Consider the following 25,122-nt stretch of genomic DNA (forward strand, 5'->3'; position numbering starts at 1 on the left):
TTTCTTCAATTAAGGTTATTCATTTTATTGTTTTTGACAAAGTATAGATATTATGAGCGTTTTTTCAAATTTTTAAGCGTGTGAAAAAAGGAACGGGTGTTGAATAAAAAATAGGCACTAAAATAGATCAAAAATATGCCAATCATGATCCCAGCTAAGGTGATCGCGCGCAAGAAAAATGATGCTTGTGAGGATAAAGGAAAAGACAAAAAACCAAACACATTCAATCCGTAATAGAGGGCTAGTGCACTCAAAAGAGTTGCCATCATGAGACATAATATTCGTTTTATCAGTTGGAAGTCGTATTTCCAATAACCGCGTTTGATAAGGACACTCCACAGCAAAAGGGTGTTGGCCCATCCAGAGGTAATTTCAGCAATAACAATGCCTCGTGCAGATAGAATAGGAAATAATGTTAAGGCGAGACTGATATTGATGAAAACGCAAATACCTGTAAAAATCATCGGTGTTTTGGTATCTTCATGGGCAAAAAAATTAGGAATAAAGACCTTAATAAGAACAAAAGCTGGAAGTCCTAATCCATAAAGTTCTAGTAATTGTGCAACATGGTGTGTTGATTGACTGGTAAATTGTCCTCGCTCAAAGAGCAAACTGACAATGGGAGTGGAGAGCAGCAAAAAAGCAATGGATGCTGGAAGTGTTAACAACAATGTTAATTCAATAGAGCGATTTTGTAAATGGTGGGTTTCTTTATGCTTTTTGCTCCGCAAAGCGCGTGTTAACTCTGGTAAAAGAACGGTTGCAACGGCAATGGCAATTACGCCTAAAGGCAATTGATAAAGACGATCAGCATACATCAAAGAAGAGACAGCACCCGATTGACTAGAAGCAATGTTGGTATTAATAAGCAAATTAATTTGCGTGATGCCACCCGTAATGGCTGCGGGGAATGCTAAAGTTAATAGCTTACGAACATTAGGACTTAAATGGGGCTGGCGGAAGGAAATTTTCATGCCACTTTGACGCAAAGCAAGGGCAATTAAGGTGAGTTGAATAAGACCTGCTGCCAATACACCCCAAGAGAGATTTAAGCCGATATGCCAAGCGTCAAGTTTATAGATCCAAGCATAGGCAAGCACACCAATCAGAATAATGTTTAAAAAGAGTGGGGCAATGGCGGCAATAAAATAGCGTCGCAGTGCATTAAGCATGCCCCCCATCATGGCAGCAAGCGACATGCAGGTTAAATAGGGAAACATGATCGCCGTAAAATGAATTGTAGCGTTAAGCTTTGTTGCATCTTCGGTAAAACCTGGAGCAATAATGGTTCGTACCAAAAAAGGCATACTGAGTTCCATCGCAATCGTTAACAGTAAGAGCAGTGAAAAGAGAACGCCAAACACCTCTTCTGCAAACTTGCATGCCGTTTCGTGACCATCTTCAGTGATTTTTTTGGCAAAAAGAGGAATGAAAGCAGCATTAAAGGCTCCTTCAGCAAAAAAACGGCGGAATGTGTTGGGAAAACGGAAAGCAGCATTAAACGCATCAGAAACAGGACCAGTTCCTAGTGCTGCTGCCATAAGCATTTCGCGTACGAAGCCAAAAATACGGCTCATGAGGGTTCCGGAAGCAACTGTTGCAATTTTTTTAATCAATGTCATAAAGATATATCAACTTTGTTGTAAAAGAGAAGCGATGACAGGAGAAATAAAGCGTTTTAAATCGTAAAAATCTGATCTCTATCCTAATCAAGGATACTTTTTGAAAGCGTTTTACGACGGTGTTTATCTTTCTGTCAACAATGGTGCTTGAAGACTTTTTTTATGCTCCTTGTTTACTGTTGCATTAAAATTTTTATTGTTGCCATAAAATAATTAAAATTTCTTTTTCAAACTGAAATATGGGAGTGATATCATAACAGTTTGAAGAGACATGTAGGGATATATAATGATAATTTCTCTTTATGGTGTGATGTCGTGAATAGTGCAACCCAATGCCGTTCTGTTTTATGTGAGGGGTGTGACCCTATTAAAAGAATGCAAATAAAATAAAAGCGTGGAGCAATACGTAATTTCCATTATTTATTCATTATTAAAAAAAACAGCGCTTTAGATGTTTTAAAAAGTCGTAAGGCTAAGCTAAAAGGTGATGGTAAAGCTGGTGATTACTTTTCACTTTTACGGCTTTATGTTCTCCCCAAATGTGGCTGCCTTCCCATTTTAGAGATTACATAAACAAGAGGATAGGAAGACATGATCTTTCAACAGCATTTTTCTTGTTCAGGTTTCTTTTCACAGTTGATGAGGATAAAATCTGAGAAAATAAGATAAAGTTGCTCTCTCATGGTTTCCATTCTCGTTGAGGTGCGATTGATTTGCCGATGAAGGCAAGGGGATAAAGGCTATCATTTTTACCAGAGGGGGCGAAAAAGTTAAAGTTTATGAACCTTTTAGACATTCATTGCCGTTGCTTTTGCGTGCGCCGTTTTGTGAGGTTGAATATTTTCTTGTCTTTTGGGACTCTGATTGACGTTTTCTGTCATTTTTTGCACTTTAATTGCTTCTTTATCAGGCGTGTTGGAACATTTTTTTTCATTGTTTTTCTTTATAGATTGATACTGGTTTGGTGCGAAGCGCTCATCGAATTTATGGTTATAAAAATACATGGGTTGTATATGCTGTTCTATCTCTTTTATCTGCTTGATTATTTCCATAATCTCTTTTGCTTTAATGGTTGATGTGCCAAGACTCTTCGCAAGTCTTTCAGGATTATTTTCTTTTATAGCTTCATGCTCGTTTGAAGATAAGCGCTCATTGATTTTTTTGATATAAGCCCTTATCTCCCCCCTTAATTCAGGAGAGTTTGATAACGTTTCTTGCTGTTGTGCTTTTGACAAGGAAAGGAGATTTTTCATCCAAGCCTTAGGGATTTCTACCGACTGTTCACACCGCCTTTGTTTTACATGATGGGTATGGAGAATGTCTCTTTCTGTTTGTTTAGAAATATTGATATAACGATCAATGGCTCTACAGAGGGGCAAAGTATTTGCTTCAGCATGGGCGCGCGCGTTGTTTTTTATGCCAAATACATTGCTACCAGAAAGCTTAGAAATAGATTGGGGAGAGGTGGCAATTTGATAGGTGAGTTGTTCTCCTTCAGTATGATTTTCATGGATCATCTCAATTCTTTCCCGCAAAATATGACGATTGCCATAAATGATTTGGCACAAAGTTTCTATTTCTTTTCTTCTTGCTTGAATGGAAACGTTGTTTTTTATCCTTGTGGCAATTTCATTGTTGGTAAGGGGGGCTATTGTTTGTGCGGGGATAAGCACTTCTTGCTGGTTTTGAATTTTTGGTGCTGTAAAGGAGAGGGCGTCACCGATTTTTAATGTCTGTATTTGCTCTGGGGTGAGATCTTTTTTATTTCCCAAGATGAAAATGCCGTTGGCATCAAGCATGAAGCCATTGGGTCCACTGCCTCTATAGGTACCATGATAGGTTTCTCCTTCTTTTGCAACGACAGCGAGATGATAATTTTTTTCATCTAATCCAAGCTCTCTCATAGAGTTGGTGAATTCTCGTAATAGGAGCAATTTTTCTGGATTTGAGATATCCTCAAGAAGATGCTTCATAGGCTCTGGGTTGCCATGTTCCATGGCAGCGGCGCGGACAAAGTCTTTACGTTTTTTGCTCACAAGAGAAAAGTCTAGCTCATGTCCTGCTGCTTGAGAGAGTTTTTCAACAAACAGTCTCTTTGTGCGCCTATTGCCCTCTCTGAAAGGATGCAAGTGGTGCAAATCTATCATTATACCAGCTGCTTGTTCAACGAATTCTTCGCGCGTTAAGCCTTGTAAATTATTCTTTTCAGCAAGCGTTTTATCTAACTTTTCTAGTCCCTCCTGTATTTTTCTGCCAATCGCAAAAGTTTTTGTAAATTCTTTTCTTTTCAAAATGGGCATAGAAGCAACAGTGCCATCTTCAAATGTAAAAGGCTTTTCGCGTGTTTGTCCGGCCCATTCAAATGCATGGGAAAAGAGGCGTTGATGAAGGTATTTTAGATAAGAGGCATTAAACTGCTCTGGTAGAGGTTCTTGGTGCAGTTTTATCATTTCTTTTTTTACATCATTAGAACAGCATTCTTTTAATATTTCGTTATCTTTGATGCGGTATTTATTTTTAAGCACTTTGCTATTGGGGTAGAAAAAATTTTGCGCTTCTTCATTGATTTGCTTTGAAATGGCTGCATTAATTGCAGAGTGTTGTTCTTGCAATTCTTCCTGTGTAGAGGAGGCACAATGTTCTGTATTTTCTTTCATGCATATTTCCTTTCAAATGGTAACATTATTTTTGAAATCTTCTTTGTTTACATTTTTTGCCTTATATTATTTTCATAGCGTTTTCTTCAAAGAAGAATGCCTATTTGAATGATTGAAAAAATTGATCTTATTCGCATGGAACAAAGTTAAAGTTTATAATTTTGAAGTATTATCGTGAAATTTTATCAATGAATTCTGTAAAATAATGGGGTGTCTTATTCAAAAATTTCTGTATTTCATACACCGTCTTTGGTGCAATCTTGGCAAGATAATTGCACCAAAGTTTTGGATAAAAAGCCAACAATTAGGAGATTTATCACGACAAAGCCATTGCTTTTGATGTTTCGGCTCTGCGCGGTCGAACATGCGGCTGGTCTTCTTGTCTAGAAGTTGCTGCAACTTCTTGATGCCGCTTTGCTGTTGAGCGTTCAGGTAGCTTCGGGGACTGCGATAAGTTTTGCTGCTGTTGCAATTTTTTATCGAGATCGTTAAGCGGTTGATGACGTTTTTGTTGTTCTGCCTGATGGTTTTGCACAATTGCTTCTCTTAACTGTTTTATCGTATCAGCATAATCCTTAATGGCGGTACAAAGGGTAGGAAGATTTTCTTCAGCAGCTTTTCGTGCTCCGTTTTTTAAGCCAAGGACTTGCTTACCAGCAAGAGGAGCAAAAGATGTACAATCCTTTTCAATTTGAAATACAATTTCTTCTCCTATATCTGGAATTTTGTGCATATCTTCTAGTCTATATTGCAAAATAAATGGATCATTATAAACAATTTGGCACCAATATTGGATCTCTCTTTGACCATATTGAACCGATGGATCTTGTTGAACTCTGCGGGCAATTTCCTCATTTGAGAGAGGCTTTATTTTCTTTTCTGAATTGAGCGGATTTTGTAAATGTTGATTTGTTAGCTCTTCCTCCTGTGCTTGTCGCTGATGTTGTTGTTCCGTGTGAGGACCTTGAGAAATATTTTCACTTTTTGTATATTTTGAAGTATACACATAACCGTTAATAGCAGCACATAGGGTGGGAAGAGTTTCTTCAGCTTGTTTGCGCGCATGATTTTTTATGCCAAGAACTTTTCTACCAGCAAGCTTAGAAATAGACTTAGGCCGTTCTGTAACATCCCATAAGAGCTGTTCTCCCATATCGGGGTTTTCTTTGATTGCTTCTATTCTTTCACTTAAAATAAGCCGTTCGCCATAAACCTTTTCACTCAAAAATCGTATTTCTTCTTGATATGCTACGAGCAATAGCTCTCTTTCCATTGTATTAATAGATGGTTTTTGTTCGTGAGACGGTTTTGGTTGTTCAATTGCTGTGTGTGGAGAGGAAGTTTTTGGGACGACAGTATCGCTTTGTTTTCTGTTTTGTATACGGTGCGGTTTTCTTGAAGGCGGGACGGCATATGTTCCACTGTCTTGTGATGATGAACTGCTTTGCTGCCTGACTTTCATATGTGATGATATTTTGGGTCTAACACTTGGTTCGTGTGTTTCAGGATTTTGAATTTTTGTGCCGTTTTGTACTCTTTCTCTCATGCGTGGGGGAAGGGGCGGAGCCACTTTTGTCTGTAGAGAAGGGGATTCTTGAGCAGTTGGTTTATTTTGTTCTCTATCTTTTGCACGCGGTGGTCTTTGTGGGGCCATTTTTATGCGCGTGGAGGGGCTTTCTTGGGTTTCATGCTTTTGGATTGTTGTGCCGGTTTGTGTTTTTTCTCTCATACGTGGGGGCGGGGGCGGAGCCACTTTTGTCTGTAGGGAGGGGGACTCTTGAACTGTTGGTTTATGTTGTTGCCTCTCTTTTGCACGCGGGGGTCTTTGTGGAGCTGCTTTTGTGTGCGTGGAGGAGCTTTCTTGGTTTTTTGAGTTGGAGATTGTTGTGCTGGTTTGTGTTTTTTCTCTCATGCGTGGAGGAGGGGGCGGAGCCACTTTTGTCTGTAGGGAGGGGGACTCTTGAACTGTCGGTTTATGTTGTTGTCTCTCTTTTACACGCGGAGGTTTTGGCGGAACTGCTTTTTTTTGTGGGGGAGGCGTCTCTTGGTTTTTGGCGTTAGGAGGCATTGTGCTGGTTTGCATTGGGCTTTTCATACGTGGGGGAGGTGGTGGAGCAACTTTTGGGTGGGGGGATAAATTTTCTGGGCGTTTTTCTACAGTTGCTTTTGGCAAATTTTGAGAAACTTGGGAAGGAGGGGTTCTAGTGGGGGATTGTTCAGCCGGTTGTTGAAATTTTTCCATCATTTCGGTGATAAAAGGGGAGGGATTTCTTTTTTTCATGCATGTTCCTTTCAAACTCTTCCAATATTGTTTTTAAATACTATTTAAAAATGCACGTTGGTTTTTATTCTGTTTTATGCTTTTTCACTTACTCTAATATGAAAGAGAATATGAAACTGAGAAGCTTCACAAGATTTGACTCTCATGGTTCAGATCATAATCACTCTCTAAATATTGTTTGATCAATAGCTGAGATTAAGTAGTGGAGGAATGAATTTCTCCATTTCTTGGCGCAAATCACCTCTGCTATGGTTGCGCCAAGACGTTGGATTCAACGTGAAAACTTATGTCTGTTTAGCTGGCAAAAGCCATCGCTTTTGGGGCGGCAGTTTTGCGAGGACGAATATCTGTTTCTCTTTGTTGAGTAGAGGTTGTTGCTCCTTCATGCGTTACTGTTGAAAGCTCAACGCGTTGAGCAGGCTGTGAGACGCTTTGTTGTTGATGCAAGATTTTCGCTCTCTCAGAAGATGCTTCATTGTGTCCTTGTTTTGTCTGCTGAGTTTTTGAAAGGCTCTCTCTTACTTGTGTTACAGCTGTTGCATAATTGTCAGTGGCGTCAATGAGGTGAGAAAGACCCGCTTCAGCATGTCTGCGTGCTTTATTTTTGAAGCCACAAAAGTTACGACCAGCGTACTTGTGAAAAGATTGAGGATTTCCGGCAAGTTGTTGTGCGAGTGCTTCTATTGTTTCAGGGTTTTGGAAAAGCTCGTCTGTTTGTGATTGCAAAATGTTTGCGTTACCAAAAACAACTTTACACCAATATTGGATTTGGGCATGGTGTCTTCTGACTTTTGAATGTTGTTGAATTTGGGTAGAAATTTCTGTCTCTGAAAGCGTTTCTTTTTCACGATGATCCGGTTTTTTTAGAAGTTCAGCGACGGCTTCCTTCCCCATAAAGCGTTCATAGTTTTTGAGTTCTTTCTCTGGAGATTGTACAAGGCTCTCTCTTGCCTGTTTTACAGCTTCTGTATAACAATCAATGGTGATACTGAGAGCGGAATAACTCTCTTCCGCTTGTCTACGTGCTCGATTTTTAAAGCCCAACGCGCTGGTGCCGGAAAGTTTAGCAAGACTTTCAGGATGGGCTGCCATGCGCCATGAGAGCTCCTCTCCTGCAGCGGGATTTCTTTGAATTTCCTGCATTTTTTCTTGCAAAATGTTTGGGTTACCATAGGCACTTGCGGATAAATGTTGGATTTCTTCTTGATAGGTTCGAACCAATGAATGGTGTGGAAGCAATAGAATGATCTCTTCCTCTGAGAGAACTCTTGTTGCCCTTTGTAATGCTGCTTGTGAAGGAATTGTTGCGTGTGTCGTTTCAGCTTCTTGCGGTCTTTTGGTAGAGCCGCCTCTTGTTAACGAAGCTGTTCGATTTGTTGATGCATATACAGTTTCTTCGCTTAAAAGAGATTGTCTTTCCTCATCTTCTTCCGGTATGGATGACAGTCTTTTGCTTTTTGAAGGCGTTTCTTTAGGAAGGGGGGCTGCAGCGCCTGAGACCTCTGCCGCCGCTTGTTCATAGAGCTTTATAAGTTCTTGTATTGAAGAGGATGGAAAAGGATGAGGGTGTTTTTTTTTCATGCATGTTTCCTTTCAAAAATTGTTTTAGAAAACCTCTTTGGTGCATTCTTGCCTTTTATGCTTGGATCGCTTTGAGACAAAAGAAATATCGAGCTGAATGAGCTTCCAAAGATCTGCGCTATTTGCAATCAGCTTAATGGATATTTGTGTCTTTTATACAGTTTTTTTGTGAAATATTATCAATAAGTTATCAATATTTATCGTGAATTACAGGCGTCATTTTTAGGACTATTTTTTGTAACATTCTAAAACAATTCTTGGCGCAATCGCGATGAAACGATTTGCGCCAAGAAACTCACTGAAAAAAAGATTAAATGAAAAACAAAAACTATCTGTTTTTATGTTTACGCCCCTTTACATGGCATAAGCCATTCCTTTTTCTCCGTGTCTTTGTCGTTGTGGACTGTGTTCTGGACTATTTTGTTCTTGTCCTCTTTCGTGATGACGATGATGATGATGGTGATGATGGCGTCTTTGTTCCGCTAGAGGGGTTTGCAATAGCTGTTCTTTTGCGTTTTCTACAGCTTTCGTATAACCATCAACGGCATCAACGAGCAATCTAAAACCATCTTCAGCTGCTCTTCGTGCTTGGCTTTTTATGCCAAGTGTTTGGTGGCCCGCAAGCTTATGTATAGACTCAGGATTTTCAGCAAGTTGATTTGAAAGGTCTTTTCCTTTACGGGGATCTGTAAGTATGTCTTGCAAGTGTTTCTGAAAAATATTGTCCTTTCCATAGACAGTTGCACCCCAATGTATGACCTCTTCCCCATATGCTTTAACATGTGGATCTTTTAAAAGTATGACAGTTATTTGCTCCGTTGTGAGGGAAGATGGAGATCTTCCTCTTTGGTGCGGAGCAACCGTTGTATAGTCGGTTTCAGGACTTTCTCTTCCCCGATCAGGATGTCTCCCTCTTGAAAGAGGAGAAACGCTGCTCACTGATGCGTATAGAACTTCCTCTTCACGTTTTGGGGGAGCAACCGTTGTGTAATCGGTTTCAGTTTCTCGCTGTCTTTGCTTAGGGTGTCTCCCTCTTGAAAGAGGGTCAATTTCGCTAACTGATGCGTATATTAGCTCTTCTTCTTGGTTTTGGGTGCGCTGGTTTCCTCTGTTTGGTTTATTAACTGTTGCATAGAGGGCTTCTGGATTTGCAGAAGGATGTGAATGATGTTTTTTCATACATATTTCCTTTCAATATTTTTAGAAAACCTCTTTGGTGCATTCCCCACTTTTAGTTTTGATAACTTTTATATAAGGAAGATATCCAACCGAATGACCTCCAAAGATTTCGCGCTATTCAATATTGATATGTAATGAACATTTATGTCTTTTATACAGTTTTTTTATGAAATTTTATCAATAAGTTATGATAAATTATAGGATTCTTTTTTAGAACTATTTTTTGTAATATTTTAAAACAACTCTTGGTGCAATCACGATAAAATGATTTGCACCAAGAAACTCACTGAAAAAAAGATTACATGAAAAACAAAAACTATCTGTTTTTACGTTTATGTCCACTTATATGGCATAAGCCATTCCTTTTTCTCCATGTCTTTGTCGTTGTGGGCTGTGCTCTGGACTATTTTGTTCTTGTCCTCTTGCGTGACGATGATGGTGGTGGTGGTGTCTGTGTTCTGCGTCTCTTTCTGGACTTTCTTGTCTTTGATCTCTTTCCTGTTCACGTGTAAACTGTTTATGGAGCTTTTGTACCGTACGTATATGCTTCTCAAGAGCTGAGCAAAGGGGAGAAAAACCATCTTCAGCTGCTCTGCGATTGGGGCTTTTTACGCCAAGCACTTGCCTACCAGCGAGCTTAGCAGGGCTTTCAGGATGTTCTGCAAGGTCCCATAAGACTCTTTCTGCATTCTTGGGATCGTCAAGAATCTGAGCAAGTGGTTCATTCAAAGCATGTGCGTTACCATAAACAACTGTGCACCATTCTTGGGTTACTCTTATACCATGTTGAAATTCTCTGCTTTGTAAAAGCTTTGTTGTAACCACATCTTTTGGGGTTCTGGGAGGGGGTGTTGCTCCTCTGCCAACACCTTGATAGATGGGATTTTCTCGTTGTTGGGACTCTTGCCCGCCTTCAGCCCCCATGCCAACAGTTGCATAGACAGATTCGAGTGGTTTATGGGGAGAGAGTCCACCATTTGCACCAAAATCAAGCTCTGCGTAGAGATGTTCTGGTTTTTGAGGTTCTTGACCGTCTTCAGCGCCCATGCCAAGTTTTGCATAGACAGATTCTAGTGGTTTTTGAGGAGAGCGTCTACTATTTTTGCTAAAATCAGGCTCGGTATAAAGATGTTCCTCTGGTTTTGGGGAACGTTGCAAATCCTGAGTACTTTCCCTCGATGTATCGTAGAGGGGGTTTCTTTGTTCTTGGAACTCTGTTTCACCCGATGTTAGATTAACGACTGCATAGGGATTTGTAGGGTTTTCCGGAGAAGGCTCACGCGAACCTCTGCCAACCGCTGCATGGGTAGCTCCTAATGGGTATTGGGGGGCATAGATAGTTCCTAGTGGCTGTTGGGAAGGGGGCGTGTTATATGCACCTGTTCTTGGTGTATTGTAGGGAGAATTTTTTTGCTCATTTGTTCTCCCTCTCGGTCTGTCGTAAGGAGATGCTTCGCTTGGTATGCGCCGACCTCCGCTTCTTTGTGATTTATCCACTTGTGCGTATAGAGCTTCTGGGTTCTGGGGAGCTGGTTGTGGATGACTTTTTTTCATGGCTGTTTCCTTTCAATATTTTTAGAAAACCTCTTTGGCGCATTCCCCACTTTTTTGATATTTTTTAGGACAAAAGAAGAATATCAAACTGAATGGTCTCCAAAGACTTCACGCTATTCATATTGATATGTAATGGATATTTATGTCTTTTATACAGTTTTTTTATGAAATATTATCAATAAGTTATAGTAAATTATAGGATTCATTTTTAGGACTATCTTTTGTAACATTTTAAAACAATTGGTGGGCGCAATGGAGATAAAATGATTGGCATAAAGAGTTCTGTTGGAAGGCAAAAGTTTACGCGTTTTTAGCCGGTAAGAGCCAGCGATGAGGAACGACTAACTTTCAAGCTGCGAGCTTGGCATTGTGCTTCTTGGGTGTTCTTTACTGTATTCGCAATTTCTTTTGCTTTGCTTTCCGATGTCCCAAGGAGGCACGCTAGTCTGGTATGGTCTTTTTCTTGTATGGCTTTACGATCTTCTGAGGATAGACGATTGTGTAGTTGTCGTGAAAAGGTATGGAGTTCTTGTCGCAGTGAATGAGAATGCAATAAAGCTTCCCTTTGTTGTTCTTCTGGTAAGGCAAAAAGGTTTTGTAAATTTTTTCTAGGTTTTTCGACAGTGTGGTTCAGGCGATTTTGTTCTCTTTGGTGTTGCTCTAGAATTGCATCTTTTGTTTGTTGTGTTATTGCGCCATAATTTTTAAGGGCTTGGCTGAGTTGTGGAACAGCCTGTTCGGCTTGTCTGCGATTTGAACTTTTCATGCCAAGTATTTTACTCCCAGCAAATTTAGAAATTGATTGAGGGTTTTGTAAAGTTTCATCGGCAAACTGATTTCCTAAGTTTGGAGCTGCCGTTATGATATCTAATGTTGTCTTTAAGGCGTGGGTTTTACCATAAACAGTCTTTGATAAATTTTCGATTTCTTTTCGGCATGCTTCAACATAAGCGTCATTTGAAATCCTTTCAAATAACTCTTCATGGGTAAGAGGGGCTAATGTTTCTTTTGGGATCAGTGTTTCTTTTAAGCTTTGAACGTTGGTTTTTTGAAAGCAGAGGCGGGCACCGTTTTGTAATGTTTTGACGAGTTCTGGGGTGAGATCATCTTTGTGTCCGACGACGAAAGCCCCTTCTATTTCCATGACAAAACCTTCTGCTGAAAAACCTCTAAAGACGCCTTCATAGGTTACATCTTCCTTTGCTGCAACAACAACACGATCGTTAATTTCATCCAGTCCAGCGTTTCTCATTTGGGAGACGAATTCTTTTAAAACAAGGGATTTTTGCGGATGGGTGATATCTTCAAAAAGATCTTTCATCGGTTGGGAATTGCCATATTGCATGGCTTCAATACAAGCTGTTGTCATGCGTCCTTTTGTGATGAAAGAAAAGTCAATGGTATGTCCTGCGGCTTGTCCAAGTTTTTCCATAAACATTCGATTGACGCGCCCATTGCCTTTTCTAAAAGGATGTGCGTGCTCTAGCACCATAAAAACATCAGCGGCACTTTCAGCAAATTCTTGGCGCGATAAACCTTTTAAATTGTTCTTTTCATTAAGTGTTTTTTCGAGTTGTGTGAGTTCTTTTTTAATCTGTGGACCGATAGCAAAAGGAACTTCATAACCTTTGGGACGCATCGCCGGCATATGGGCAGTGGTGCCGTCTTCAAATGTAAAGGATGTATCGCGGGTGTGGCCCGCCCATTCAAAAGTTTTGTAGAAGAGGCTCCAGTGGATTAGTTTTAGATAGGAAGCATCAAATTTTCGTGGGGGTGGTTCATGGCGAAAATTTACGGCTGCTTTAGTGACGTCATGGGTACTGCGTTGATACAGTTTTTTAGGGTCTTTGATGCCATATTTATTTTTGAGTGTTTTGGTTCCTTTATATAGATAATTTTGCTCTAACATGTAATCTCTCCTAAGTAGGTAGGGTGGTGGTTGATGAGCGTCTTAAACGCTGCATGTGAAAAATTCCCCTTCGCGTATTCTTTTGAGATTTTGGGTGTTATGAGAGGGAGTGCTTTTCCCTTCAGTGTATGGATGTTGTATCAATCGTTTTGTGATGCTTTTGAAAAGCTTTTCTGATGTTTCCTTTGTTTATTATCTTGTACTGTAAAATGCTGGTATTTAGGGCGCTGATATGAAGCCCATGAGTGGTCAGAAAATGGATTTTCTATAAATTGACTCTGGGTAAAATCTTCGTTTTTTGAGGTGTAAGGAAGAGGTCAAAAAGAAAAATGTTGCTTAAAATTGTTGTTTTTTCCTTTAACAAAGTTGTTTGCAAGAGCGCTTTGATGAGGGGCGTGGATATAGCGGGTGTAATCGCTCTTGGTTAGTGGATGGTGCTGGTACTTTTCATACACAGCTCTCAGATTGGTGAATCTATGGGCAAAAGCAGTCATCAAAAATTTTTCTCCATTATATTTTTTTTATTGCTCCATATGAATATCTTGCCATACGAACATCTTTTTTGTGTATTTTTGCAACAAAATGTTTTTTACTTTGTGTTGTTGCTCTTATTGTGTGCGCTGCTTTAAGATTTAAGACCCATAAGAGAATAAAAACTTTTCTTTGGTTGGGGAGAAAAGCCTTTTTCAGCGCTTTATCATTAAAATAGAACACTTTATGATATCGTAAAGGGGGAAAAGCTTGTATAAGAATGATTTATTCATTTTGGTGTATATCTTGGATGTTTTTTGGGGGGGAGGGAGAAAATCGATGTTTGTCGTGTGGGTGTTTTGAGAACTTCTTGTCTCAAAGGCAAATCTTTTGTTGATTATGTTCTTTAATGGAGGAACGCCCTTGACGTAAAACAGAATACCATTGGGGTGCTAATTCACGGGCTTGTTTTAAAGAGACATCTTTTAACACACCCATTTGGCGACGGTGCTCATAAATAGTACAACGTTAAAGCCCCCCATGAAGTGTATAAAATCTATTGAGCTTTCCCATTTTTACGCTTCATAAAGAAGCCAGTATCCTCACATACTTTGAGTGCCTAATGTTTCGGACAAGACCTTGGTCCTTAGAGACGGTTCATAAAAAGGTATGCCTTTCTTGTACAGTTTTACTCTACATGAGGCTCTCGCTTGTGACATGCAGGCGACAGAGTTTTGATTGATGCAACACGACATGGAACAGATTTAAGATGAGAGAATCTTACGCTATTTAGTCTCTTATTTAACAAAAAAATATAAATTATCATTTATAAATCAATTTATTATATAAATTATAGATGAAAAACTTTGTAGAAATGGGTTCCTTTTCCAAGTGGAGATATTAGTGTCGCTATTGGTTGGGTGTATGGGCGTTTTTATAAAGACTTTTTAAAGACCATGGGCGCTGATAAAGCTGATAAAACGATGCACAAAATATAAAACAGAAAATATAAAAAGAAAAATCATGGATTTTTTGAACCTGTTTTTCTTGTATGCGGGCGGTTATTTTTTGTCAATATCGCATCATGGAGGGTAGTTTTTCTTTTGTGGGGTAAAGTGGTTTTTTGTAGCTGCGGCTAACATTTCTTTCCTTCTGAAATAGATGGCGCAACCACATTGCGAAGGGGAGCCTTGCATCAGAATAATTTGTTCATCTTGACGCATTTCTCGAATAACTTCGTGGGGTAAAATGAGTGCTCTTTTTAAAATATTCATATAACCACGAAAATCGACTCCATCTAAGACAAATAAAATAGGCTTTTGTAGCTTTCGTCAGTAGTAATCATGACGTTTAAAAGGAATTAACAATTATCCTGTCCAATTGCTTTGGATATGGTGTATATGCTATGTGCAAAATTGGTGGTAGGGCGCTTAAGTAGTCTGTTTTTTGCATGTATGATAAGAATATTAAAATATCTCTTCCACATAGGTGTTTAAATCAAAAAAACAAAGTTTCATATTTTTTAGTTGGCCATAGCAAGTGTATTTGAACGATTTTGTGTGCGTGTGTAGAATTGGCTATGAGCGTTCCTTGCTTTTTGAACAATGTCGGTAATTTCTCGTGCTTTCTGTTCTGATATACCAATACTTTGTGCAAGTGTTTCATAATCTTTGTTTGTGATCGCACTACATTCGTTTGATGAGAGACGATGTTCTAAACTGTTTATAAAAGTACGGAGCTCTTGGTGTAATTGAGGAGATTGAGACAAGATTTCTCTTTGTTTTTCCGGTGATAAAGCAAAAATATTTTTCAAGTTTTGACTGGGATTCTCTACCGCTTTTCCAAGGCGTTCTTGTTTAATTTTATGGTCTCGAGTGACTATATTATAGGTAGCTTCTACAGTATACACATAATTCTCAATTGCAAGAGAGAGCACATCAAGATAATTTCGAGCGTGTACACGTGCCGGATTTTGTAGACCGCATATACTAAAACCTGCAAGAGGAGAAACAGAGTGCGGTGCCTGTTTAATCTGATTAGCAAACTGTCTGCCTAATTCTGGATTTTTAATAATCTCTTCTATCTGTTCGTTTAATACGTTTGCGTCACCATAAACAGTTTTTGCGTAAGCTCGGACTTGCTTTTGAGCTTTGAGAACGTAACTATCTAGCGCAACTGTTTTGGCACATTCACTTTTTGTGAGAGGCGCTAATGTTTCTTTTGGAATAAGCGTGTTTTCAAGCTCTTTGCTGTTGGGGGCGGTAAAGGTAATGATATCACCAGGTTTTAATGTTTTTAATCGTTCTGGTGTGAGATCATCTTTGCTACCAATGATGTAAGTTCCTTGCATATCGAGTATAAAACTTTCTGAATAACAACCTTTATAAGTTCCTATATAGGTTTCTCCTGCCTTTGTTGCCATAACAAGGCGATCATCCACGTTGCGTCCCGTATTGTTTACGTGGTCCATAAATTCTTTTAAAAGACGTATTTTGGGGGGATTGGAGATATCCTCAAAAAGATCTTTCAACAGTTGTGTATTGCTATATTGCATTGCTTCGCTACAGGCAGCCATCATACGTTTTTGTGTGACAAGCGAAAAGTCAAGCTGATGTCCTGCAGCTTTGGCAAGATTTTCAAAAAAGACTTGTTCTGTGTGCTCATTGCCATCTATGAATGGGTGGATTTTGTGAAGAGAATAAAATAGACTCGTTGCTTCCTTGACAAATTCTTCGCGTGTTAAGCCTTGCAAATTGTCTTTTTCGGCAAGCGTTTGATCTAATTTTTGTAAGAGTTCAGGGATTTCTTCACCGGTTGCAAAATTATTGCCCCATTCCATTCTTTTCATTTCTGGCATGGCGGCAATGCTATCGTCTGTAAATGCGAAGGGGATATGGCGCAGATGTCCAGCCCATACAAAGGTATTTTTAAACAATTGTTGGTGGATATGGCATAGATAAGTTGAATTAAAATATTCTGGCAGGGGTTCTGCACGCAGATTGATCATGGCTTTTTGCCTATCATGTGAGCATTTTTCCAGAAAACGTTTTAAATCTGTTTCTCCATATCTATTTTTGAGAATTTGGGTACCAAGATAGATATAATTATGGGGTGAGGGAATTCCTTTTGTTTTTTCTTTTGCTTTGGGCATTGTTACATTCCTTATAATGTTACATTGTCTATGAGAGTGTGTTAAACTTTTTGTTTGAAAATCCCCCACGCATATTGTTTTGAGATGTTGAGACTTGGGTGAGGAAAAAATCCCTCAAATTCGTAGGTGTTTTTGAGTGTATCAATCTTTATCTTGGCATTTTTTTCTTTTACTGAGAGAGAATGGTTCATTTGGGTTGTTTTCATGCATATTGTCTTTTAATTTTTTTGTAGAAAAATTTCCCTATAAAAGCGGTGCCTTCAAAAGTTTCCTGATAGGATTCTCAAGGCATAGATATGATTGGTATTTATTATTTGGAGATGAGGAGAGTGCTTTATAAAGAAAATTGGCATTGGTAAGCACAGGCATAATACCATCATTTAAAGACTTTTCCCCATATTTTTCTTGTTGTATCAAGCGGGAATTCCTTCTTTATAGGCTTTTATGAGATAGAATCTCTGCTTTTATCCTTTGATGTTTTTGTTTTGATGCATTGCCTCCATTAGAGGGTGTTTTTTAGTTTTTCTTTTGTGGAGCAAAGCGGTTTTTTGCAGCTGCGGCTAACATTTCTTTTCTTCTAAAATAGATCGCTCGACCACAACGTAAAGGGGGTTGTCCTTGCATCAGAATAATTTGTTCATCTTGACGCATTTCTTGAATAACTTCGTGGGGTAAAATCAGGGCTCTTTGTTGGTAATTGACGTTGTATGAACTCTTTCCTAAAGATAAACCTCTTGATTTGTTCGTTCCGGTTACTTCAACGGTCATTTGACCACAGCGTTCTGAAATGTCTTTGGCAGTTTGGAGATCTTTAATGGCAGCATAGCTGACAAAGGAACAACTTTCAAACCATGAACGTGCTCCTGCTTCTCCAAAGTGGTTGACCAACTGGCCAGAGGATTGATAGAAGAGCATCAAGGATGTACCGTATTTACGTCCACGGTCGCGGGCTTCTTCTAAAATATTCATATAGCCTAAAAGATCAACTTCATCTAAGACAAATAAAACACGCTTTTTATAGTTACCGTCTGCTGTAACCATGGCATTGAGAAAGGCGCCAATAATCACACGTCCAATAGCTGGATAACTGTTTAAAATGCTTGCGGGGAGATTGAGAAAAACATCTGTATTGCCATTGGTAATATCTGAGGAAAAAAAATCATCTCCGCAGACAAGATCTGCATAATTGGATAAAGAAAGCCATTGGGTGTCTTTTGAGGCGGTGGTATAAACCCCTGAAAAGGTTTGTTCTGCCATTTCTGTAAAAATACCAACCATTTCACGAATAAAAGGAGAAGGTGTTGTTTCTTGAATCATGCGTAATTGATTAACAACAGCTGTTTCTGATTGAGAGAGAATACCACGCAATGTTTTTAAATTGCGCTCGCTGTCTTCATATTCATCAGAAAATACAACATGAGCAAGAAGAGCTGTTAATAGATTATGGGCTTGTGTTGAGAAATATTCCGCTGAAGAATTGTCTGATTTTTTATCTGTAAGAAGCAACTTTGAAAAGCTTACAATATTCGCTTCGCGTTGTGTGCGTGGTACGCTGTCGTCTAAAAGCCAATCGATGACATTAAAGTTTTTTGTTAACAATGAGTTGGGATCGAGAACAATGACATTTCTATTTCCCATTTTTTGACGCGCAAATTTGACCATTGGGGCAACTTCTGTTGAAGGATCAAGACAAATAATAGACCCTGGATAGGTTAAACACGTGGGAACTACTGTACTTGTTGTTTTATAGCCACCAGAACCAGCAAAAAAGATCATATGAGTTGAACCAAAATCAAGATTAAAGGTTAGCAAAGGGGCTGTTCCACCCTTTCCCCATGTTGTTTTATTGCTAGGTGCAAAGGGAATGTTGCACACATTATCTTGATCGACACGGTATCTTTCACCCACAACAATTTGCCCATTGGCAGGAAAGATTTTTGCTGCCTCTCTTAAATTCATCCAAGCTGCCTCACCAAAAATACCTTTTTTTGCACGCTTGACCTTACTTTTAGGGGGAAGGGTTGTTACGAATTGAATGATGGAAAAAAAAACACCAATAATGATGCCAAAAACAACCATGGGGTCCATGAATTGAAGAGCATAGCCCCATGTTATTCCTTGTTGGCCAACATAGGGACTTAAACGTTTTATTTCACCACTAATATAGTAAAGAGCGGTTGTTCCAAAAAAGACAACGGAGACAAAAGTGATCATTTTACGCAGGTGCAGTTTTTGCGAGAGACTATACAACAATGAAACAGCAGCCGTTAGTGCTAAGACTAATAAAGGCTCAGAACGAAGTGTCCAATAAATTTGATCGCTTTTTAGTCCATTTGTTATAAACAATAAAAAATGAGGGACAAGGAATATCGTTAAAGCACCTAAAGCGATCGGTGTTAAAATGAGTACCATTTGTGTTTTGGTATATTTCATTGTATTTTACTTTCAATTCTGTCAGAATATGTTGCGAAGTGCTCTTTTCCAAGTGTGTGATATGAACTCTCATCTCTTTTTGCAAAGGTGCAGATAACGCCAAACAGTTTTCGTTTATGAGCCTTTCTCATTAAGGAGGAAGGTTTTGTCTATTCTTAGCAGGCCATAGCGAATGCTTTGGAACGGTGCATTGTGCATACTTGTGCTTGCTGGTGTACTTCTTTGGTTTGCTTAATAATTTGTGTAATTTGTTTGGCTTTATTTTCTGATACACCAATGCTTTGAGTCAATGTTCCATAATCATTATTTTGAACTGCGTTATGTTCATTTGGTGAGAGACGGGTGTTGATCTTTTTTACAAAGTTGCTGAGCTCTTTTTGACATAAAGGATTTTTTGCTAAAGCTTCTTGCTGTAATTCTTTTGGCAAGGCGAAGAGGTTTTGCAAGCTTTGACTTGGCATTTCTACCATTTTTGCAAGGCGACTTTGTTCTGTTGCATGTTCTTGCGTAATTTCCTTTTCAGCATGTCTCACTGCATGGGCAAAATTTACAACGGCAGTACAGAGCATCTCAAGATGATTTTTAGCGTTTGCACGTGCCTGATTTTGTAGTCCACATAAACTGAAACCGGCAAGATGAGAAATAGAGTGCGGTGCTCTTTCAATCTGGTTGGCGAGCGGTTGGCCTAAGTTTGGATTTTTGATGATTTCTACCATCTGTTTGTCTAATATTTTTGTACTACCATAAACAATTTTTGACAATTGCTGAACCTGTTTTAGGCTTGCGTGGACACAAGAATCTTCTGCAACCATTTGGGCCGTTTCATTTTCTGTCAAAGGGGCTAATCTTTCTTGTGGAATGAGAATGCTTTCAAGCTTTTTTGTTTTGGGAACGGTAAAAGTAAATCTATCACCAGGTTTTAATGTTTTGAGTTGTTCTGGCGTGAGCTGTTCTTTATTGCCGATGATGTAAGCGCCTTTCACATTGAAAGCAAAGCTATCATAACCAGCACCCCTATAGGTACCTGTGTAAGTTTCACCTTCTTTTGCAACCATAACAGGACGATCATTAACATTGCGCCCAAGTTCTTTCATGTTGTTCATGAATTCCTTTAAAAGAAGTATTTTATTGGGATTAGAGATATCTTCAAACAGATGTTGCATTGGCTCTAGGTCACCATTTTCTGCTACAGCAACACTGGCGAGCATCATGCGTTCTTTTGTAACAAGTGAAAAGTCAAGCTGATGCCCTGCGGCTTTGGCGAGATTTTCAAAAAAGACCCGTTGTGTACGTCCATTTCCTCCCCTAAAAGGATGGAGTTGGTGAAGGAAGTTAAATAAGCTTATTGCTTCAGCGTTAAATTTCTCACGTGTTAAGCCTTGCAAATTATCTTTTTCGGCAAGCGTTTGATCTAATTTTTGTAAACCGTCTTGGATTTCATCGCCGAGTGCAAAAGGATTTTCCCATCCTGTTCTTTTCATTTCGGGCATGGCGGCTGTGGTGCCATCTTCAAATGTAAAGGGGAGATGGCGCAGATATCCAGCCCATTCAAAGGTATTTTTAAATAAGTGGTGATGAATAGAGCATAGATAGGAGCTATCAAACTTTTCTGGTAAGGGGGCTTCACGCAGATTAACCATTGCTTCTGCTGTATCATGTGAGCATTTCTCCAGAAAGGATTTTAAGTCTTTTATTCCATATTTATTTTTGAGTGTTGTGGTGTTTGGGTAGACATAATGATGGGGAGAAACTGTCTGTATATTTTTTGTCTTTGCTTTTGCTTTTGCTTTTGGCATTGTAGCTTCCTTATAATTTTACGTTATCCATAAGAGTGTTAAATTCCTCGAGTGAAATATTCCCCTTTGCGTATTCTTCTAAAATTTTGAGTGTTGTAGGATGAAGCGCTACTCCCTCTATCGCATGGGTGCTGATGGCTGCTTCAACGGCTTCACGGCGTTTTTTTAATTCTTCTTCTGTCATCGATAAAAGGTTTTCTCTATTTTCTGTTTCGTTGATTTTCATGCATTTTTTCTCTTATTTGCAATCGTTGCTTTAAAAGAACCTTTGGCAGCCGGTGTGATCTTCTTTTAGTCACCTCCAAAGATGTTTCGTTGTTTGAAGGGATCGTAATAAATTTCTGTGACCTTAAATTTTCCTTCAATCCGTTTGCATTGGATGATGATATCAATCATTGAAATCAACAGGCCTCGAATATCATCACGCTCTAAATCACCACCGCCTTCACTTTCTTTGACCAAAAGGGTCATCTGCTCAAAGGCTGCAAGGGCTGTTGATGCGTGAACCGTCGTAATGGAACCTGGATGGCCTGAATTGACATTGCGGATATAATAAAAGGCTGTACCATCTCGAAGTTCTTGCAAAAGAATACGATCAGGACGCATCCGTAAAGATGATTCAAGCAACTCTTTGGGGCCAACGGAGGCTAAGCCTTGTCCATCTTTTGAATAGAACATTGAGACATGGTTAGGGTGTGGTATCACCAATTCTTGCGTGTCTTCAATGGTGATAATACGCTCTTCTTGAGGGATTTTGGCGATTAATGCTTTTGATAATGTTGTTTTACCCGAACCGGTTTTTCCCGCAATTAAAATATTTTTCTGGCATGCTACAGCTTGATTTAAAAAAGAGACAAAGTCTTTATTACAGTAGGCATGAGCTAAGTTATGCTCGATGATTTTGAGTTCGTTAAAACGAGAATGATAGTCATGCAAGGGCGTGAAAGAGACCTGTTCACAGAGCGAGAAGAGGCCCTTATTTGCGAGTTCTTCGAGAGAAAAACTCTGCGATGATGGTTTACGAATTGTCATACTAATCGTGTCTTTTTCGACAGCGGGTGGAATGACAATTTGAATGCGCTCATTGCCTGGTAGCGTTGCAGATAATATTGGGTTTTTGTCCGATATGTTTTGCTTGGAATAGGAGGCGACAACTTTCGCAATCCCCATAAGCTCATTAAAAGAGAGAGCCGGTGCTTCTATTGTTTTCCATCCATCAAATCCTTCAGTCATGACTTGATAGGGACGATTGATAACAATTTCAAAAAGACTATCATCTTTCAAAAAAGCATTGATGGGTTCAAGTTTTGTGAGAACAATCGCAACGGTTTCATCGCACATGGTATGTAAGTTTGAGTTCATTCTAAAGTTACCGCAGAATTTTTGTAAAAGTTTCTTGAAACAGCTCGATTGATAATTTGTTTTTTGTTTTCGATGACTTTCAATTTATAAACGCTGGAAAAATCTAAATCGCGGGCAACAAAGATATTCACCATTTCCCCTTGGTTTTTGGATAATGTTGGAGGAATATTGGCGTAATTTTCTACGAGAATGTTTGCGATGTTTTGTCCTGAAGAGATTGTTTCAGTTTCTTCTTTTTCCTGTTTTTTTGATAAACGTTTATTGGCATAGTGTGTTGCATCTTTTATTAGTGAGACAAGAAGCGCAGACCCAATCCTCTCGAGCCAATGGTTATCAATATCTCCATCCATACCAGAACGCCCTAAAGCATCCGTTGCCGGTGAAGCTAAAGATATAATGATACCATTGGGGGTTTTTGCTCTATTCCATAGTACAAAGAGACGTGTTTGGCCTTTTTTCAATCCGGCGCGATATTCACCAACAATTTGGGTGCCTTTATCAAGAAGCACAACACGACCATTGTCTGATAAGATATCTCTGGAGATGATACAACTGGCAAAACCTTGTTGATCACTGTTGATGGCTGTTTCTAAAATACAAGGAATAGAAGTTCCCATCGCGATGATGTAGTTTCGATTGCCAAGGGTTGAAGCACGAATACCTTCAAGCACTGTGGGTTTGAGAAGATGATTAAAACGTTGTGTCGTTTCATCAGGTTTGCTTTCAAGTTGGTGAGGCAAAGCACCATTATTTGTTTGTGAATCTATTTTGCCTTGTTGTGTACTTGCATAAGCTAATACAGGAGCACGTTGTGCTGCTTCCAGCAGTGAGTTATCAGAATTTAATTGATTGATGTTTGGTGTTGGTAGCTCGACTTTTGGTAATAGAGCGTTATTTCGTTGAGGCTGTTCAAAGGGGGGAGGGGTAGGCTTTGCAGGACGAAAAAGCTCTGTTTGTTTTATAACTTTTCCTTCTTTTGAAGATTCAATTGGTTGCTTTTTGTCTGTAACAAGTGTTGAATAGGCTAAATAAAGACAGACACTGAAAAGAATAATAAGAGCAATAGCTTTCCCCACATTGTTCTGTTGACTTTTCCCTTGAGCATTTTTTATTGTATCGCGATCATTAATGCTTTTTTCATCCACGGTGTTATTCATGGCTGCTTCCTAGGTTCACTTTACGTTGTACAGATGGTGATGTCGTACCTGTTTCAGGATTAATTCCTTTTGGTACGAACCTTTTGTTAAAGATGCACAATACTTCATTCCCACGTCGTAGCGTGAATTGTGCAGCTGTTGCATGAACAATAACCTTGTTGCCTTTAATCGATTTGGGAATAAGCGCTTCTTGCCCATCAGGCGATACAATGTAAATGGCAGGGATTTCAATGTTGCCTAAAAAGGTAAAGGTTGTTGTTTTCCCATTATCATAGACAGAAGCAGGTTCAATAAGAGATGAGCCTTGAGCTTCATAAGCCCAATTGCGTGGTCCAAAATCTTCATGGATATTTAAAATATCATTGACAAAGTTTTCTTCACGTTGTTTTTCTTTTTCTGCTTCGGCTAATTTCTTACGTAAGGCTTCATCTTCTGGATAACGAAACTTTACCAAGAAATACGTCTCATTGCCGGCTGAAACATCGCCTTCACGGACTTGTAGCTCGAATTGATAAGAGCGTTGTGTTCCATCTTGGCGGCTTGTGACAATTTGTAAATTTGTCACAGGCTGAACTTCACGTGGTTTGAGAAAAACAAAGTGTCCAGCCGGTGCAACTTGCCAAGCAACCGAATTTCCAATTCCTACATAGGTTACTTCTTCATCAACGGCAAATTCTAGTTGAACCGAAGAGCGAATGGAGCCAATGATTTGTACGACGTTGTAGGGGTCATAATTGACAAATCTGATGCGGTTATCTTTACGTGCACTGACAGGCGCTGTTTCCGCAAGTGAGAGAGCTGTGTGAAAGCTGACAGTGATCGTAAAAATTAAAGAGATTGTTTGTAAAAGTCTGATCATTTTATCACCTCTGGATCAGATCTATATTCCGATACTTGAAAACCAAGAGGGTTGATAAGACGATCAGACGTTGAAATGTGTGCGTTCACGTAGGAAAAATTTAAGATTGAAATCCAATGGGAAATATTTTCTTTTTCATTCAAGTCTCTGATCGTTTTATAGTAACGAACTTGGATAAGATCTTTACTTATAAAAGAGATTGATTTGATTGTGATCGTAGCAATCATGTTATGATAAATATTTTGCGGACTTTCTGGATTATTGCCCGCGTACCATTTTGCAAAACGGTTTTGTTCTTTTGGAGAAGATAAAAGAGAGACTAAGCGAAAATTGTTTTCTGCTTCTGATGCTTGAAAACCTTCACGAGCGCGAACATATTGGCTGGCAAAATAACGCGTTATCGCTTCATCATAGTCGTTAGGGGATTCTTTTAGGGCGCTTACAGTATCAATAATGCCTGTTGAGTTATCAACGCGGATAACAAAAGGCTCTACCGTTTTCAAAGGTGTCAAAGCTGCGACAGCTAAAGCCAGCGCAATTGTCATCAATCCAAAAAGCACTGTTAAAGCCATGGAGATTTTCATCCGCACGCGCATGCTATGCATGCGATCAATGTCAAATGAGCGCGCTTCTTTTATATATTCTTCAAGGGCATCACTTTTCACGCATAACCTCCACAGTTTTATCAGATCGTGCTTCATGAATAACCGGCTTTAATAAAGCTGAATTGGCTGTTACTTTTTCACTTTCCAAAGTATTGAGAATGATGGGAGTGGTAACAGGCTTTACACTCTTTTCTGGGTAGACAATGTTTTTATTGTCCCAATTCCACTTATCTTTATTTAAAGCGCGTGTATGTTTGCCATTACAGCGTGGTGGTTTTTTAGGGCCACTCAAAGAGGCACAACCAGTAAGAGCGATTGTTAGGACCATAACAAAAGTTATTTTTCGTTTCATTTTTTGAACTCACAAATATCTTGGAATACAATGCATGAGAGCCTTTGTTCTGAACATTTTTACAAGTTTATGTGATGCAAGGTTTTGATTGGTTTTATTGTTAGACCCAAGATGTTAGATCTTATCTGGAACAGGATCATGGCGTGTACGCCA

16 protein-coding genes and 2 pseudogenes are annotated in these 25,122 nt (G+C 39.2%); all 18 read right to left on the reverse strand.

Annotated features, from left to right (window positions below):
- Window positions 1–50 precede the first annotated feature (50 nt).
- The 18 genes and pseudogenes from murJ to ACFINK_RS07205 all read right to left on the reverse strand — a co-directional run bounded on the left by murJ (window position 51) and on the right by ACFINK_RS07205 (window position 24,969).
- Complete coding sequence (gene murJ / locus ACFINK_RS07120) at window positions 51–1,622, reverse strand: murein biosynthesis integral membrane protein MurJ (RefSeq protein ID WP_375638516.1); 1,572 nt, start codon at window positions 1,620–1,622, stop codon at window positions 51–53.
- Between the two features lie 788 nt (window positions 1,623–2,410).
- Window positions 2,411–4,279 carry a BID domain-containing T4SS effector gene (locus ACFINK_RS07125; RefSeq protein WP_375638517.1) on the reverse strand — a complete coding sequence of 623 codons (1,869 nt, stop codon included), beginning with the start codon at window positions 4,277–4,279 and terminating at the stop codon, window positions 2,411–2,413.
- A 316-nt stretch (window positions 4,280–4,595) separates the two neighbouring features.
- On the reverse strand, window positions 4,596–6,560 hold the full coding sequence (locus ACFINK_RS07130; RefSeq protein ID WP_375638518.1) for a BID domain-containing T4SS effector: 1,965 nt from the start codon (window positions 6,558–6,560) through the stop codon (window positions 4,596–4,598).
- A 294-nt stretch (window positions 6,561–6,854) separates the two neighbouring features.
- Window positions 6,855–8,141 carry a BID domain-containing T4SS effector gene (locus tag ACFINK_RS07135; protein ID WP_375638519.1) on the reverse strand — a complete coding sequence of 429 codons (1,287 nt, stop codon included), beginning with the start codon at window positions 8,139–8,141 and terminating at the stop codon, window positions 6,855–6,857.
- 354 nt (window positions 8,142–8,495) lie between these two features.
- Window positions 8,496–9,320 carry a BID domain-containing T4SS effector gene (locus ACFINK_RS07140; RefSeq protein WP_375638520.1) on the reverse strand — a complete coding sequence of 275 codons (825 nt, stop codon included), beginning with the start codon at window positions 9,318–9,320 and terminating at the stop codon, window positions 8,496–8,498.
- A gap of 342 nt (window positions 9,321–9,662) precedes the next feature.
- Window positions 9,663–10,874: a BID domain-containing T4SS effector gene (locus ACFINK_RS07145; RefSeq protein ID WP_375638521.1), complete on the reverse strand. Its 1,212-nt coding sequence runs from the start codon at window positions 10,872–10,874 to the stop codon at window positions 9,663–9,665.
- 310 nt (window positions 10,875–11,184) lie between these two features.
- Window positions 11,185–12,783, reverse strand: a complete 1,599-nt coding sequence (locus ACFINK_RS07150; RefSeq protein ID WP_375638522.1) for a BID domain-containing T4SS effector — start codon at window positions 12,781–12,783, stop codon at window positions 11,185–11,187.
- An 858-nt stretch (window positions 12,784–13,641) separates the two neighbouring features.
- Window positions 13,642–13,761, reverse strand: a pseudogene (locus ACFINK_RS07155) (integrase); the annotation flags it as partial.
- A gap of 575 nt (window positions 13,762–14,336) precedes the next feature.
- Window positions 14,337–14,528 (reverse strand): annotated as a pseudogene (locus tag ACFINK_RS07160) (type IV secretory system conjugative DNA transfer family protein); the annotation flags it as partial.
- Between the two features lie 248 nt (window positions 14,529–14,776).
- On the reverse strand, window positions 14,777–16,405 hold the full coding sequence (locus ACFINK_RS07165; protein WP_375638523.1) for a BID domain-containing T4SS effector: 1,629 nt from the start codon (window positions 16,403–16,405) through the stop codon (window positions 14,777–14,779).
- Between the two features lie 516 nt (window positions 16,406–16,921).
- Complete coding sequence (gene traG, locus ACFINK_RS07170; RefSeq protein ID WP_375612187.1) at window positions 16,922–18,838, reverse strand: Ti-type conjugative transfer system protein TraG; 1,917 nt, start codon at window positions 18,836–18,838, stop codon at window positions 16,922–16,924.
- A gap of 155 nt (window positions 18,839–18,993) precedes the next feature.
- The gene (locus ACFINK_RS07175) at window positions 18,994–20,634 is read right to left on the reverse strand and encodes a BID domain-containing T4SS effector (RefSeq protein WP_375638524.1); all 1,641 of its coding nucleotides are present in this window, start codon (window positions 20,632–20,634) and stop codon (window positions 18,994–18,996) included.
- A 10-nt stretch (window positions 20,635–20,644) separates the two neighbouring features.
- Complete coding sequence (locus tag ACFINK_RS07180) at window positions 20,645–20,860, reverse strand: antitoxin VbhA family protein (RefSeq protein ID WP_375612189.1); 216 nt, start codon at window positions 20,858–20,860, stop codon at window positions 20,645–20,647.
- A gap of 65 nt (window positions 20,861–20,925) precedes the next feature.
- A complete protein-coding gene (gene virB11, locus ACFINK_RS07185; protein WP_375638525.1) occupies window positions 20,926–21,996 on the reverse strand; it encodes a P-type DNA transfer ATPase VirB11 in 1,071 nt (356 codons plus the stop codon).
- Window positions 21,993–23,153 (reverse strand): type IV secretion system protein VirB10, encoded by a 1,161-nt coding sequence (gene virB10, locus ACFINK_RS07190; RefSeq protein ID WP_375627908.1) that lies wholly within the window; start codon window positions 23,151–23,153, stop codon window positions 21,993–21,995. The genes virB11 and virB10 overlap by 4 nt, the downstream gene beginning before the upstream one ends.
- On the reverse strand, window positions 23,146–24,012 hold the full coding sequence (gene virB9, locus ACFINK_RS07195; RefSeq protein ID WP_375612192.1) for a P-type conjugative transfer protein VirB9: 867 nt from the start codon (window positions 24,010–24,012) through the stop codon (window positions 23,146–23,148). The genes virB10 and virB9 overlap by 8 nt, the downstream gene beginning before the upstream one ends.
- Window positions 24,009–24,713 carry a VirB8 family type IV secretion system protein gene (locus ACFINK_RS07200; protein WP_375610599.1) on the reverse strand — a complete coding sequence of 235 codons (705 nt, stop codon included), beginning with the start codon at window positions 24,711–24,713 and terminating at the stop codon, window positions 24,009–24,011. The genes virB9 and ACFINK_RS07200 overlap by 4 nt, the downstream gene beginning before the upstream one ends.
- The gene (locus ACFINK_RS07205) at window positions 24,667–24,969 is read right to left on the reverse strand and encodes a type IV secretion system protein VirB7 (RefSeq protein WP_375610598.1); all 303 of its coding nucleotides are present in this window, start codon (window positions 24,967–24,969) and stop codon (window positions 24,667–24,669) included. The genes ACFINK_RS07200 and ACFINK_RS07205 overlap by 47 nt, the downstream gene beginning before the upstream one ends.
- Between the last annotated feature and the right edge of the window lie 153 nt (window positions 24,970–25,122).

It is taken from the genome of Bartonella sp. AA16NXGY (assembly GCF_042197325.1).
GTDB lineage: Bacteria > Pseudomonadota > Alphaproteobacteria > Rhizobiales > Rhizobiaceae > Bartonella.